The sequence below is a fragment of the Clostridium sp. NkU-1 genome (genome assembly GCA_001312405.1).
On sequence record BBDR01000008.1, the window covers coordinates 55,728 to 70,038 of the forward strand.

Below are 14,311 nucleotides of genomic sequence, written 5' to 3' on the forward strand. Positions count from 1 at the left end.
CAAAAAGAGTGACCTGTAAATCCTGTATTTTAGAAGAGCCGCCATACAAAAATCCGCAGGCAGAGTCACCCCTGCCTGCGGATCAAAAGGCTTATTAAGCAAATGTTGACACATCCGGCATCTCCAACGCCGTGGTTTCATATTTATCCAGAATGACCCTCTGGATCATATCACGCGTGTCGGAATTAATGGGATGCGCAATATCACGGTATTCCCCATCAGCAGCCTTCCGGCTGGGCATAGCAATAAATAGTCCCTTCTCCCCTTCAATTACCTTGATATCATGAATTACAAATTCATTATCAAGTGTAATGGATACAATTGCTTTCATCTTTCCTTCTTTTTCAATACGTCTAACCCTCACGTCTGTAATCTGCATGTCAAGCTTTCCCCCGCATTTCCTTATAATGTGTATCTTTCGTTTTTTTCTAAGACAATTTTTATATTGTCCGGTGTCCCGATATGGGTGGTATTGGCCCGGATCGTGTCCCGGCTTTCCACAATACAATTTTCAATAACCGTATTGTCACCTATGTAAACATCATTTAAAATGATGGAATTTTTAATGACACAGTTATTGCCAACATATGCCTTTTTAAACAGAACAGAATTTTCAACCACTCCATTGACAATGCTGCCGCTGGATATCAGACTGTTCTTAACCACTGCGCCCGGATTATACTTTGCCGGGGGCAGATCATCTATTTTAGAATAAACATCCGGATACTGGCGGAAGAAATAATCCCTTACTTCCGGTTTCAGGAAATCCATGTTGGTCTTATAGTAAGACTCAACGGAAGCGATGTTCCTCCAGTAGGTGTTCATCTTATAAGCATAGATCCTCTTTAAATTCCGGTAACGTATCAGAATATCACTTACAAAATCATAACGGTCTTCCATAGCACAGCGCTCAATAAGCTCGATTAACTGCCGTCTGCGGATGACATAAATGCCGCAGGATACGATACTGGAAGATGCCACCATGGGCTTTTCTTCAAAATCCGTGATCCTTCCGTCTTCATTGGTCCTTACCAGACCAAACCGTGTGGTATCCTCCCCCTCTGGAAGCTCCGTACAAACAACGGTAATATCCGCCTTTTTTTTCAATATGATATTCCAAAACTTTTCCATAATCCAGTTTATAGATGCCGTCACCAGCCGCAATGACCACATAGGGTTCATGGCTGTTTTTTTAAGAATGTAAGGTTCTGGTAAAGCGCATCTGCGGTTCCCCGGTACCAGTCGCTGCTATCTGCAGTTATGGTTGGAGTAAATACAAACAATCCCCCCTGCTTTCTTCCGAAATCCCACCATTTGGAAGAACTTAAATGCAGGTGAAGCGATCTGGAATTATACTGGGTTAAAACCGCTACATTCTGAATATGGGAATTCGTCATATTGCTTAGGGCAAAATCAATGCTGCGGTAATTCCCTGCAATGGGCATGGCCGAGATCGCCCTTTTATTGGATAATTCCCGCATTCTTTTACTGTTTCCGCCTGCTAATACAATTCCTATCGCTCTCATCGTATTCCACCTGCCTTTATGATGTAATCTCCGCCAGCCAGCTCGCCGTCAGCATAATCTTCTGCTGTTGTCTCACCTACAATTGCCGTATTCTTACCCACCTTCACATTTTCAGGTATGGTTGAATTTTCACCGACTGTTACCAGATCAGACTGATAGACCTTGGGATCATATTTGCTGGGAGCAAATTCCCCGAAACCAAGCTCAGAGTTTGCACCTATCTTTACATTTTCAGCGATAATGGCCTTCTGGACCTTAACGTTCTCTCCTATTACGCTTTCCCTCATGATGATGGAATCCCTGACCTCAGCCCCCTTTTTAATGGTAACGCCTGCACCAATAACGGAATTGTGGACTTCTCCGTAGATTTCTGCCCCTTCTCCAATGATACTTCTGTCTATGACAGCTTCCTCCGACACATACTGCGGCGGTATGATGTCGCTCTTTGTATAGATCCTCCAGTACTCCTCATAAAGGTTAAATTCCGGAATGATATCAATTAACTCCATGTTGGCTTCCCAGTAGGAGCTTAAGGTCCCGACATCCTTCCAGTAGCCATTGTATTCGTAAGCAAATACCCTGTCCCCTGATTCAAAACAGTAGGGTATGATATGCTTGCCGAAATCACAGCCCGGGACCTCAGACATCTTGATTAGTGCCTCCCTTAATACCTTCCAGCTGAATATGTAGATACCCATGGATGCCAGGTTGCTTCTTGGGTTTGCCGGTTTTTCCTCAAATTCCGTGATACGGTTGTTCTCATCGGTTATAAGGATTCCAAAACGGCTGGCTTCCTCAATCGGCACCGGCATAGCAGCAATGGTGATATCAGCATTATTCGCTTTATGGTATTCCAGCATGACCTCATAATCCATCTTATAGATATGGTCCCCTGACAATATCAGGACATAATCCGGATTGTAGGTCTCCATATACTCTAAGTTCTGGTAAATAGCATTAGCCGTTCCGGTATACCAGTCACTGCCTTTGCTCTTTTCATAGGGGGGAAGGATTGTAACGCCGCCAACATTCCGATCCAGATCCCATGGGATTCCGATTCCGATATGGGTGTTCAAACGCAATGGCTGATACTGAGTCAGAACTCCCACAGTATCTACCCCTGAATTGATGCAGTTACTGAGTGGGAAATCAATAATACGATACTTGCCGCCAAATGACACTGCTGGTTTGGCCACTTTTTGCGTTAACACGCCTAAACGGCTTCCCTGGCCACCTGCCAAAAGCATGGCAATCATTTCTTTCTTGATCACGTTATCACCTCTCGCTGTTGTAATTTTATTGTACTAGCATTATAACACATATTCAGAAAATAGTGAACAAATTTTTGAATTAATATGATAATTTTTTGTGCATTTTCCGACATTTTTCCTGTTTTTTTTGATTCTTTTACATTTTAAGTCATATCTTGCGTTTTTACACCCTTCCCCCTTGAATCGAGGCTCGAAATACAGTATAATCTTATTAAGTATGCGAATATGTAAAAGGAGAAGCCATTATGGATTTAATCACTGTAAGACAGATATATAAAAACAAAGAATCACTTCTTAACACCCAGGTTACCATCGGAGGCTGGGTAAGAAGTTTACGAGATTCCAAATCATTTGGATTTATTGTTTTAAATGACGGAACTTATTTTGAAACACTTCAGATCGTCTATCATGACACCATGGAAAATTTCTCTGAAATATCCAAACTAAATGTAGGAACCGCCGTCATCGTCACCGGTACCCTGGTGCCCACTCCTGAAGCAAAACAGCCGTTTGAGATCCAGGCAGACAAAATCATTGTTGAAGGAACTTCTACACCAGACTATCCCCTTCAGAAAAAGCGCCATTCCTTTGAATATTTAAGATCCATTTCCCATCTGCGGCCCAGAACCAATACCTTCCAGGCTGTTTTCCGCGTGCGCTCTCTGATCGCATATGCCATTCACCAGTTTTTCCAGGAAAGGGACTTTGTGTACGTTCACACTCCAATCATCACAGGAAGCGACTGTGAGGGAGCCGGTGAGATGTTCCAGGTTACCACCATGGATTTAGCAAACGTTCCAAAGACAGGGGACGGGGCTGTGGACTTCAGCCAGGACTTCTTTGGAAAGCCTACCAACTTAACCGTAAGCGGCCAGCTTAATGCGGAAACCTATGCCATGGCATTCCGCAATGTTTATACCTTTGGACCTACATTCCGTGCGGAAAACTCCAATACCACACGCCATGCAGCGGAATTCTGGATGATTGAGCCGGAGATGGCGTTTGCCGATTTAAATGACAATATGGAGCTGGCAGAATCCATGCTCAAATATGTGATCCGTTTCGTCCTTGACCATGCGCCGGAAGAAATGAACTTCTTTAATCAGTTTGTGGATAAAGAGCTGCTTAACCGCTTAAACCATGTTCTGAACTCTGAATTCGCACATGTGACTTACACCGAGGCCATCGAGCTTCTGGAACAGCACAATGAGGAATTTGACTATAAGGTGTTCTGGGGCTGTGACTTACAGACCGAGCACGAGCGCTATTTAACCGAGCAGCTCTATAAGAAGCCTGTATTCGTAACAGACTATCCAAAGGAGATCAAGGCATTCTACATGAAGCTGAATCCGGACAACAAGACAGTGGCTGCCGTGGACTGCCTGGTTCCCGGAATCGGGGAAATCATCGGCGGAAGCCAGAGAGAGGACAATTACGACAAACTTGTGGCACGCATGGACGAGCTTGGCCTTGAGAAAGAGGATTACGAATTCTACCTTGATTTAAGAAAATACGGATCCACCCGCCATGCAGGCTTTGGCCTTGGCTTTGAGCGCTGCGTGATGTATTTAACCGGAATGGGCAACATCCGTGACGTAGTTCCATTCCCAAGAACTGTCAATAACTGTGAGCTTTAAGCCTGTACCACAAATTCCCTTCCTGACGGCAGGGAATTTGTGGTTTTAGTTAAGCCGTGTTTATTCTATCCGCTAATTAGGAATGGCATGGCTCAACTGTAACCATTTGTGCAGAGGACCAGCGAGGTAAGGACAATGAAATTCATACATATTGCAGATGTTCACTGGGGCATGAGCCGGACAGCGACAAGCCGTGGAGCAAGGAACGGTATCAGGACATCAAGGACACCTTCGCAAAGGCGGTCAGCCAGGCAAAGGCCCTGGAAGCCAGCTGTCTCTTTATTTCCGGAGACTTGTTTCACCGGCAGCCCCTGGCCAGAGATTTGAAAGAAGTAAACTTTCTTTTTTCCACCATACCGGATGTCCATGTGGTCATCATTGCCGGCAACCATGACCGCATCCGGAGCAACTCCGCTCTTTTAAGCTTCACCTGGGCTCCCAATGTGTCTTATCTTATGGGAGAGGAGCTGGAAAGTGTTTACTTTAAGGATATTAATACCGAGGTTTACGGCTTCAGTTACCATTCAGCCGAAATCCCGGAAAACCGCCTTGACCATTTAAAGGTTCCCAACAACGGGCGCATCCATGTCCTTCTGGGCCATGGGGGCGATGCCAACCACATTCCCTTTGACAAGGGTGCCATGGCTAATCTGGACTTTTCCTACATTGCCATGGGGCACATCCACCGGCCGGAGATCCTGTTGGAAAACCGTATGGCATTTTCCGGCTCCCTGGAACCTCTGGACAAAACAGAATCCGGCCAGCACGGCATGATGGTAGGGGAAATCAATGAGGTGACACGCATGGTGACCTCATTAAAGTTCATCCCCCTGGCAAGGCTCCAGTATATCTCCCTGGCCGTTAATGTAACGACTGCTACTACCAATACGGAACTTGCCATGAAAATTACCCAGGAAATCCAGAACCGGGGGCCGGAAAACATATTCCGGTTCCGGATCCGCGGTATGAGGGACCCTGATATTTCCTTTGACCTAGAGATGCTTTCCACCCGGTTTAAGATCATGGAAATCATTGATGAATCCGAGCCTCAGTATGATTTTTCCGCATTGTTTGCCGAACATCCCAGTGACATGATCGGTTTCTTTATCCAGGCCCTTCAGAAACCGGAGATGAGCCCGGTGGAAAAAAAGGCCCTTCATTACGGCATTAACGCATTGCTTCGTACAACGGACGAAAGGAGCTGACCCCATGAAAATAATTGATATCTATATCAATGGCTTTGGGAAATTCCATGGCAGAAACCTTACATTCCGGGATGGATTAAATATCGTTTATGGCAAGAATGAGGCTGGAAAATCCACCATTCATACATTCATCCGGGGAATGCTTTTCGGCATTGAGCGTCAGAGAGGCCGTGCATCCCGTAATGATCTTTATACAAAATTCGAGCCCTGGGAAAACAGCGGTACTTATGAAGGGCAGATCCGGTTGGAGCATAAGGAACACATTTACCGGATCGAGCGTACCTTCCAAAAGAACAAAAAAGAGTTTAAAATCGTTGATGAAACCGCCGGACGTGAGGTAGAACCGACTAAGGCATTTTTAGATGACTTATTATGTGGTTTAAGTGAAGCCGCTTACATTAACACCGTCAGTATCGGCCAGCTAAAAAGCGCTACCGATGAAGGCATGGTTTCTGAACTTAAAAATTACATAGCCAACTTAAACACAACAGGAAACTTAGCGCTTAACATAACAAGAGCTGCTGCCTTTTTAAAATCACAGAAAAAGGAGCTGGAATCCCAGATGGTTCCGGAAGCGGCCCGGACCTACACCTCTCTATTAAGCGAAATCCGCAACACGGAAAAAGAAATCTCATCTCCGGAATATGAAAACCAGATACAGGAATATCATAAGCTCCGTTCCCATATCAAGATTTCCATTGAGGAACAGCAGAAGGAAAAGGAAGAACTCCTTCAAAAGGCTGCAAGAGGCCGGCAGGTATTAAACAGCAACCAGTTTTCCGACCAGGCCTCCATTAATGCCTGTCAGGCAAAGGCTCAGGAAAATTATGAAGAATACATGGAAGCCATGGCGGCCAGCAATAAAAAGCCGAGAAAGATCTTCTCCGTCCTTTCCCTGATCATTGCCACCATGCTTTTATGCGGCACAGGAGTGCTTTATTATCTGGGGGAAGCAAATTATTTCACCGCTTACTATGGGCTTGATCTCATTCTTTTGCTTGGCATTTTTATCGTGACAGCCACTATTTTCTACCTGATCGGTCTGATCCTGTTCTTACGGCTGAGGCACAGCCAGAAGGACATGGAAATGAGCGCCAAGATCCTGCAGGAGATCCTTTCCAGACATTTGGGAAATACGGAAATTTCCCCAGAAGCGATCAAGGCATTCCAGACGAGAATGGCAGAATTTACCCGCTTATGCTCTGCTGTATCCAAATCCGAGGCTGTCATCGCACAGAAAGCAAAAGAAATTGAAGAGCTTTCAAAGAAACAGGAAAACTGCGGGGAATCCATTGAAAAGCAGCAGAAAAGCCAGTGGGAGCTGGAACGAAAGCTGGAGCATTTATCAAACTGCAAGACCCAGGCAGAAGGGCTTAAGCATATCCTGACAGAGAATGACCGGATCCGGGAAGAAATATCCGCCATTGACCTGGCACTGGAAACTATGACAAGCCTCTCTTCCTCTATCCGGGACTCCTTTGGCCTGTATTTAAATAAAACGGCTTCCGACCTCATCGCCGGGATCACAGGTGGAATCTATACCAGCATGAGCGTGGACGAGAACTTAAACGTGTTTTTGAATACAAGAACCAAACTGGTTCCCTTAGAACAGGTCAGCAGCGGCACCATGGACCAGGTCTACTTAGCCCTTCGCCTGGCAGCCGCTACCTTGATCCAGGAGGGCATGGAACGGATGCCATTCATATTTGACGACAGCTTTGTGCTGTATGATGATGACAGGCTCCGGACCGCCTTAAAGTGGCTGGTGAACACTTACTCCGACCAGGTCATTATCTTCACCTGCCATCAGCGGGAGGCGCAGATGCTGACCGCAAACCTGATCCCTTATCATCTGGTGGAAATTTAATTATAACATAATGTTCCAATAAAAAGACTGTCATGCCGGTTATCCGGCTCATGACAGTCTTTTTCCTATCAGCCTATATCTCTTCCTATTGCCGGCAATACCCGCTAAAACCCCGGCTAAAAGCCCTGCAATGGCCGGTCCGATCCAGCCAAGCCCTATATCATAAAGGGGAAGCCTGGAGAGCCCGGTATTTAAAAAGCCAAGGCCCGCCTGTTCCAGAGACAAAAGCACACTGGCGATTCCAGTGAGTCCAATGGAACATACATATACGGCCCTCCACTTCTTTCCATCCGGGAAACCAAAGGACAGCAGAATAAGGACAATGGATACAGGGTAAATCGCATTCAGCACCGGAACTGAGACTTCCAAAATCCTGTTAAGGCCGATATTGGAGATCACCAGGCTCACCAGTGCGAAAAGAAGCGCCCAGGCGCGATATCCCACCTTGGTATAATGGTGCAGAAATACCTGCTGCAGCAGCTGATAAGGCCGATACAGGTGTTTAAACAGGCAATAAAGAAAATGACGGCCAGCATCACAAGCCCTACATTTCCATACAAAAAACGTACCGCCTGATTTAAAGTCTGGGCGCCGTTTTCCCCTATCCCCAGTGCACCGCCTGTAACGGCTCCTACATGGGCCAGAGCACTGTATACAAGAAGAAGGACACCTCCTGCGATAAAACCAGCCTGAATGGTCTCCCTGACCACAGAGGCCTCCTGTTTGATTCCCATTGCCCGAACATTCAAAGAGATAATAATTCCAAAATTCAAGGCAGCAATAGTATCCATGGTCAGGTATCCCTCCAGAAATCCTTTTACAAAGGGATTGGACCCATAGGACTTTGCCGGAATCCCGTAGGAACCTGCCGGATGGATCATGCAGCCTGCAAATATCACCACGATCAGAGTCAAAAGACAGGGAGTCAGTATCTTTCCCAGCCTGTCTGTCAGCTTATCCGGTTTTAAAGCCACAATAAAGGCAATGGCAAAGAATACCGCAGAATAAAGGAACTGGGGCAGAGCACCTGCGCCTTCTTCCTTTAAAAAAAGGAACCACAGCCATCTCAAAGGACGTGCTGGCGGTTCTGGGAATGGCAAGACACGGTCCAATGGATAGATAAATGAGCAGTGTAAAAATAAATGCAAATCTGGGATGAACATGGCCGGCCAGCTTATCAAGGCCGCCGGACCTGGCCACTGCAACCACGCCAAGAACCGGAAATCCAATGGCAGTCACCGCAAAGCCTGTCATGGCAATCCAGGTATTAGTTCCCGCGGATGCACCCAAATAGGGCGGAAAAATAAGATTTCCCGCCCCAAAAAACATGGAGAAAAGTGTAAGGCCCACTAAGACCAGCTTCTGCTTCGATAATTTTTCCATATGCCCTTCTCTACCTGTCGCCTGCGCGGTAGCGCTCTAAAAGCCGGTTAATTCTGGTGGTCGGATTTAAAAGCTCGCTTAAGGAGGCGTCATGGTTTAAATTATCGATGATCAGCGCAATGTACTTACTCATATCAACATTGATGTAGTATGGACGGGACAAGAGATCAGGAGTCTGATAAACCAGGTTGGTTGTTAGGATCCTGTCAATAAACCCATTCTCATAATATTCATCAAACTTTGCAAGACCGTTGGTAAAAAGGCCAAAGGTGGAACAAACGAATACTTTCCTGGCTTTTCTTCTCTTAAGCTCCTTGGCTACATCCAGCATGCTTTCACCGGAAGAAATCATATCGTCAACAATGATCACGTCTTTGCCTTCTACGCTGCTTCCCAAAAATTCATGGGCAACAATGGGATTGCGTCCGTTAACGATCTGAGTATAATCCCTGCGCTTATAGAACATACCCATGTCAAGACCAAGAACATTGGCAAAGAACACAGCACGTCCCATGCCTCCCTCATCCGGGCTGATGACCATCATATGCTCGCTGTCAATATCCAGTTCCTTCTCTTCCTTCAGTAAGTATTTAATAAACTGATAAATAGGCTGAACAGTCTCAAAGCCCTTTAAAGGAATGGCATTCTGCACTCTCGGGTCATGGGCATCAAAGGTAATGATGTTCTCAACTCCCATATTCACCAGCTCCCGAAGCGCCAGCGCGCAGTCTAAGGATTCTCTGCTGGACCTCTTATGCTGTCTGCTCTCATATAAGAAAGGCATGATCACATTGATGCGGCGTGCCTTTCCTGCTGACGCAGCAATAAGGCGCTTCAAATCCTGGAAATGGTCATCAGGTGACATGTGATTGGTCATCCCGCAAAGAGAATAAGTAAGGCTGTAATTACACACATCCACCATGAAATAAAGATCATCTCCCCGCACGGATTCCTGCAGGGTACCCTTTGCTTCGCCGGTTCCAAACCTTGGCGTGCTGGCTCCGATAATATAGGAATCTCTCTGATAGCCTGAAAAAGCGATGGTAGACTTATGCTCGCTCTCCCGTTCCTGTCTCCATGCCACCAGGTAATCGTTGACCTTATCTCCCAGCTCCTTGCAACTTTTTAACGGTATCAAACCCAGCGGACCTACCGGAATGGTTTCTATCGTCTTTTCTTCGTAAAGCATTCTTTTCTCCTCCAACGTATCCTAATACAATGCAACGGTTCTTTTATAACATTATGTGCGGAAATAGTCAAGTTAATCGATGCGATTAAAACTCTTTATATTTCATTGTAACCTTTGGCCGCACTTGATGCAACTGCTAATTTCTTACGTTTAAAGCCAAACCTTTTTTTCTTAAACCTTTCTAAATAAAAAAACCGGCATTACAGGCTGGCTTTCTAATTCACAGCAATACTCCAGGGGATCTTCATAATAGGCGTTTTTCCGCATAAAATGTATCATGTACCCATTAAATACAGGAGGATTAATCTTGTTAAAAATCTTGGATAATAATTATTATGACTTAATTATCAGTAATACCCTGGCTCCTTCCTATGATACTGGAAATAATATCACTTTTTTTAAATATAAGGGATTCTCTTCTGCATATACCTGTCAGCACCGTAGATCCCTGTGATTTAGGCCGTCATCCCTATAACAGTTTCCCCTTTCTCTATACACTTACCTCTACTACGAGCCTGGAAAAATCCGGCATCTCCACCGTTCAGAGAAACCCTTTCCTTGCCCTGTTTGGCAGAGGAGTCATGGTGGCTGTCATTGATACCGGAATCGACTACCAGCATCCCGCATTTAAATATAATGACGGAACCTCCCGTATCTTCTCGATATGGGACCAGACAGTGCAAACCGGTACAATTCCCGATACCTTTACATTCGGTTCCGAATACAGCAGAGAGCAGATCAATGCCGCATTAAGCTCAGAGGACCCTTTATCCCTTGTACCCACAACGGATCCTATCGGACACGGAACTGCCATAGCCAGTGTTTTGGCCGGTACCCCAAATGATGCCGAAGCCTTCAGCGGTGTCGTGCCTCAGGCTGATCTTATTGTCGTTAAACTGAAAGAAGCAAAACAAAACTTAAAAAAAATCTTCTTTGTTCCGGAAAATACTCTCTGCTATCAGGAATCTGATATCATTCTGGGCCTCCGTTATGCGGCCACGATTTCGCAGCGGTATAGCCGCCCCCTTGTGGTATGCATTGCTTTAGGAAGCAGCCAGGGCGGCCATGACGGCAGAGGAGCCATTGACAGCTACATCGATTACCTTACATTGCTGCCTGGAATCGGAGTATGTGTTTCCGCCGGCAATGAAGGAAACAATCAGAGACATTATTTTAACGCTACGAATGCAGCTCCCTATTACAATGATTTTGAGTTAAGAGTAGGGAGCAATGATAGTATGTTTTCCATGGAGATCTGGTCATATGCGCCGGCACGGCTTTCCGTAGATATCTCTTCTCCAAACCGGGAATCCACCCAGCCGGTTTTTCCTACCTTCAATCAATGCAGACGGTTCAGTTTCATATTTAACCAGACTACCATCTACGTTAACAACATTTTATTTGAGGAGGGAAACGGAGATCAGCTCATCCTGCTGCGGTTTAACAACCTCCTGCCCGGAATCTGGTACCTGCGGGTACAAAACATTGAAAGCGAACCCTTTTCATTCCATTCCTGGCTGCCTTCCGGAGACCTTATCTCAAGAGAAACGTATTTTCTCAATTCAAATCCAGATACCACCATAACCGCTCCCGGAAATGGAAGGCATCAGCTGACGGTTGCCGGTTATGACGATACCAATAACAGCATCCTGCCGGAATCAGGCAGAGGCTATACAAGAATCGGCGAGATCAAGCCTGACCTGGCTGCGCCGGGCAACCAGCTCACCTGTGCGGTGCCCAGAAACCAGTATGGGTCCGTAACAGGTACCGGAGCTGCTGCGGCCCATACAGCCGGAATCGTTGCAATGGTGTTTGAATGGGCGATTGTCAGAGGTAATTATCCCCGAATAACCGGTAATAATGTGAACCGCCTCTTAATAAGCAGTGCAACGCGCAGCAGCTCCAATGTTTATCCTAATAATATTTGGGGATATGGCCAGGTGGATATCAACAGACTTTTTGAACGTCTTGCCAGTCTCTGACAGTCCCAAAGAACATAAAAATCCAGGAGCCCGACTGTACAAAAGGGCCTCCTGGATTTTTTAGCTACCTGGCACGTCTTTCTTTTTTTCTAATTCGAATATCATCTCCATAAAGAGGAATCACCGTATAGCGGCTGATCAACCTGGAGGTCACTCGTTCCGTATACCGGTCCCTGAGCTCATTCATGGGATGGTTGGTGGAAATAATGGTGGCCCTGGAAGAATTAAGCCGTTCGTTGATACAGTAAAACAATTCTGAAGACGTAAAGCTGTTATTAAGCTCTGTTCCCAAATCATCTATGATCAGAAGGTCGCAGTCCAGAATATACTGGTACATCCCTTTCATATCCTCTTCATCCTGGTAATCAAACCGGTTCTTGGAAAACACCTCAAACAAATCATTGGCTGATAAATATATTACGGAATAGTACCGGTCAATCAGCTCCTTTGCAATGCAGTTGGTGAGGAATGTCTTACCGACTCCGGTAGGGCCTGTAAACAGCAGGTTTCCGTGTTCCGTGGTAAATTCCTTTACAAAGTTCTTACAGGTCTCCACAACCTGTCCCATATACTGTCTGACGGTCCTGTTAAGAACGGGGACCACCCTGGTATCATCAAAGTAGTCATAAGAGAAAGTGCTGAAATTTTCCACCGCAATAATCTGTTCAATGTTTGACTGGGCATAAAGATATTTCATTTCAGACTGGCGGAAACAGTGCACTTGATCCCATCTGCGTATCCGGTATCCTTACAATCCGGGCACCGGTACCGCATCTCCATATAATCTGCCGTAAAACCGGCCGCCTTTAAAAGAACACTCTTCTGTTCTCTCAAGTCTGCAATTTCACTTCTTAAGTCCTTAAGGGCTCCCTTGTCCCCATCAAGGAGTCTGCGCGCACTGGTCACCGCACTGGTGCTGATGAAATCATCAAGTTCTTTAATAACCGGAATCTTACAGTATACTTCCGCAATCCTCTCCTCCTGTTCATGGCGGTTCTTAAACTGTTGCTGCCCATATGCCCGCATGATAGCATCGTACTGTGAATTGCTCAGCGCCATAATTACCTCCATTTCTCCTGCTGCCTTATGTAACTACTGCTGCTCCGTTAATTGCCTTAGAACAAGGGCATCATAATCAATCTCCCTTTGAGGGAAATTCTGAAACTGGTTCTGTCCCTTTTTTCCCTTTTGGTTTTGAGCCTGCTTATTTTCTCCGCTTTTTCCTGTTTTCTGCTCTCCGCTCCTCATGCGGCCCGCATACTGTTCATCCTGTTTCCTGACCTCTTCCATGGAGCGAACCCCGGCCTTTTTCCAGCCCTCCAATATTTTGTCCGCATACTGGAAACTGGGTGCATGGGTGGCTGCCAGGGTCCTGTTACAGGCTTCAACCACCAGCTCCCTGGTAAATCCATAGGCACGGAACCATCTGTCTATAAAATCCCTCTCCATATCTCCCGGCTTCCGGTCATTTAATCCAAAGGCTTTCATGACAGCAAAGGAATCCTTGGTAAAGGTAAGAGCATAGCTCTTGGCATCATCCACGGTCCGGAACCCTTTTTCATGCCAGCTGATAGCCACTGTTTCAATATAACGGATGCTGCTGTGTCCGCCCTGCACACAATACTCCACCACATATTCCAACAGTTCGGACGGCATATGAAGGCCGTCATAAAGGTAGGCAAACACCTCGCACTCCCTTTGGGTGAATACCTTATTCATATATTTCTGGGCGATATAAAGAAGCTGGGAAAAATCCTCATCTCCGGCAAGTCCGCTTATCTTCTCAGGCGAATAGACCGTACGGCGGACGGGGGATGGGGGGGGCGCTTGTTTCTCTACGCTTATTCCGGAACAGGCTGTCTCAGATGCCGCTGGGGATACAGTCTGTTTTATTGGTGTGCACTCTTTAAGGGCTCCGGCATTCTTCCAATAGGATAAAGCCCGGGCTACATCCGCTTCTGTATGGTTTAACGCATCCGCAATCATGGAAACGGTGATTTCTTCCCCTTCATGGCGCATCAAATATAAGTATTCTTTTATATATTCTCCATTGGCCGCAGCCATATGTTCATCAATGAACTCATTGGAAATCACCGTAACGCTGATCTTGAAACTGCTTTTAATATTCAATGACATAACCTCACCTTTTTTTGTAACGCCAGTCCGCAGTGCAGCGAGAGAAGCCACAGGCTTCTCTCGCTCACGGGCATTCGCCCTATGAAATAGGCCATGACAAGATTTTCTTATGTGC

General features: G+C 46.0%; 9 protein-coding genes and 3 pseudogenes. 4 read left to right on the top strand and 8 right to left on the bottom strand.

Translation table 11 applies throughout. The features are described from left to right. Positions 1-94: 94 nt before the first annotated feature. The 3 genes and pseudogenes from spoVG to JCM10519_RS13475 all read right to left on the bottom strand — a co-directional run bounded on the left by spoVG (position 95) and on the right by JCM10519_RS13475 (position 2,797). Entirely contained in the window at positions 95-379 is a 285-nt protein-coding gene (gene spoVG / locus JCM10519_RS13465) for a septation regulator SpoVG (RefSeq protein WP_054739747.1), read from the bottom strand. 23 nt (positions 380-402) lie between these two features. Continuing rightward, positions 403-1,526: pseudogene (gene glgD, locus JCM10519_RS13470) on the bottom strand (glucose-1-phosphate adenylyltransferase subunit GlgD). Then, positions 1,523-2,797, bottom strand: coding sequence for a glucose-1-phosphate adenylyltransferase (locus JCM10519_RS13475; RefSeq protein WP_054739749.1), 1,275 nt, complete (start codon positions 2,795-2,797; stop codon positions 1,523-1,525). The pseudogene glgD and the gene JCM10519_RS13475 overlap by 4 nt, the downstream one beginning before the upstream one ends. 245 nt (positions 2,798-3,042) lie before the next feature. On the opposite strand from JCM10519_RS13475, the gene asnS reads away from it, so the two are divergent. From asnS to JCM10519_RS13490, 3 genes and pseudogenes are all read left to right on the top strand, one after another. Next, complete coding sequence (gene asnS, locus JCM10519_RS13480) at positions 3,043-4,434, top strand: asparagine--tRNA ligase (RefSeq protein ID WP_054739751.1); 1,392 nt, start codon at positions 3,043-3,045, stop codon at positions 4,432-4,434. A gap of 135 nt (positions 4,435-4,569) precedes the next feature. Next, positions 4,570-5,639: pseudogene (locus tag JCM10519_RS13485) on the top strand (metallophosphoesterase). A 4-nt stretch (positions 5,640-5,643) separates the two neighbouring features. Further along, positions 5,644-7,506 (top strand): AAA family ATPase, encoded by a 1,863-nt coding sequence (locus tag JCM10519_RS13490; protein WP_054739753.1) that lies wholly within the window; start codon positions 5,644-5,646, stop codon positions 7,504-7,506. 48 nt (positions 7,507-7,554) lie between these two features. Here the strand turns inward: JCM10519_RS13490 and brnQ are convergent. After that, positions 7,555-8,889: pseudogene (brnQ, locus tag JCM10519_RS13495) on the bottom strand (branched-chain amino acid transport system II carrier protein). A gap of 10 nt (positions 8,890-8,899) precedes the next feature. Continuing rightward, complete coding sequence (locus JCM10519_RS13500) at positions 8,900-10,078, bottom strand: ribose-phosphate diphosphokinase (RefSeq protein ID WP_054739755.1); 1,179 nt, start codon at positions 10,076-10,078, stop codon at positions 8,900-8,902. 371 nt (positions 10,079-10,449) lie between these two features. On the opposite strand from JCM10519_RS13500, the gene JCM10519_RS13505 reads away from it, so the two are divergent. Then, complete coding sequence (locus JCM10519_RS13505) at positions 10,450-12,060, top strand: S8 family peptidase (protein WP_347844174.1); 1,611 nt, start codon at positions 10,450-10,452, stop codon at positions 12,058-12,060. A 64-nt stretch (positions 12,061-12,124) separates the two neighbouring features. On the opposite strand, the gene JCM10519_RS29910 is transcribed toward JCM10519_RS13505, so the two are convergent. The 3 genes from JCM10519_RS29910 to JCM10519_RS13515 are packed head-to-tail and all read right to left on the bottom strand — an operon-like array spanning position 12,125 to position 14,196. Next, the gene (locus tag JCM10519_RS29910) at positions 12,125-12,757 is read right to left on the bottom strand and encodes an ATP-binding protein (protein WP_347844175.1); all 633 of its coding nucleotides are present in this window, start codon (positions 12,755-12,757) and stop codon (positions 12,125-12,127) included. After that, positions 12,754-13,131 (bottom strand): hypothetical protein, encoded by a 378-nt coding sequence (locus tag JCM10519_RS29915; protein ID WP_347844176.1) that lies wholly within the window; start codon positions 13,129-13,131, stop codon positions 12,754-12,756. Before JCM10519_RS29915 ends, JCM10519_RS29910 begins: the two co-directional genes overlap by 4 nt. 21 nt (positions 13,132-13,152) lie before the next feature. After that, positions 13,153-14,196 carry a DnaD domain protein gene (locus JCM10519_RS13515; RefSeq protein WP_054739947.1) on the bottom strand — a complete coding sequence of 348 codons (1,044 nt, stop codon included), beginning with the start codon at positions 14,194-14,196 and terminating at the stop codon, positions 13,153-13,155. Positions 14,197-14,311 lie beyond the last annotated feature (115 nt).

Excerpts from the sequence above, each read along its gene's own strand:
- spoVG (WP_054739747.1), bottom strand. The coding sequence starts at position 379 with ATGCAGATTACAGACGTGAGGGTTAGACGTATTGAAAAAGAAGGAAAG.
- asnS (WP_054739751.1), top strand. The coding sequence starts at position 3,043 with ATGGATTTAATCACTGTAAGACAGATATATAAAAACAAAGAATCACTT.
- JCM10519_RS13490 (WP_054739753.1), top strand. The coding sequence starts at position 5,644 with ATGAAAATAATTGATATCTATATCAATGGCTTTGGGAAATTCCATGGC.
- JCM10519_RS13500 (WP_054739755.1), bottom strand. The coding sequence starts at position 10,078 with ATGCTTTACGAAGAAAAGACGATAGAAACCATTCCGGTAGGTCCGCTG.
- JCM10519_RS13505 (WP_347844174.1), top strand. The coding sequence starts at position 10,450 with ATGATACTGGAAATAATATCACTTTTTTTAAATATAAGGGATTCTCTT.
- JCM10519_RS29910 (WP_347844175.1), bottom strand. The coding sequence starts at position 12,757 with ATGAAATATCTTTATGCCCAGTCAAACATTGAACAGATTATTGCGGTG.
- JCM10519_RS29915 (WP_347844176.1), bottom strand. The coding sequence starts at position 13,131 with ATGGAGGTAATTATGGCGCTGAGCAATTCACAGTACGATGCTATCATG.
- JCM10519_RS13515 (WP_054739947.1), bottom strand. The coding sequence starts at position 14,196 with ATGTCATTGAATATTAAAAGCAGTTTCAAGATCAGCGTTACGGTGATT.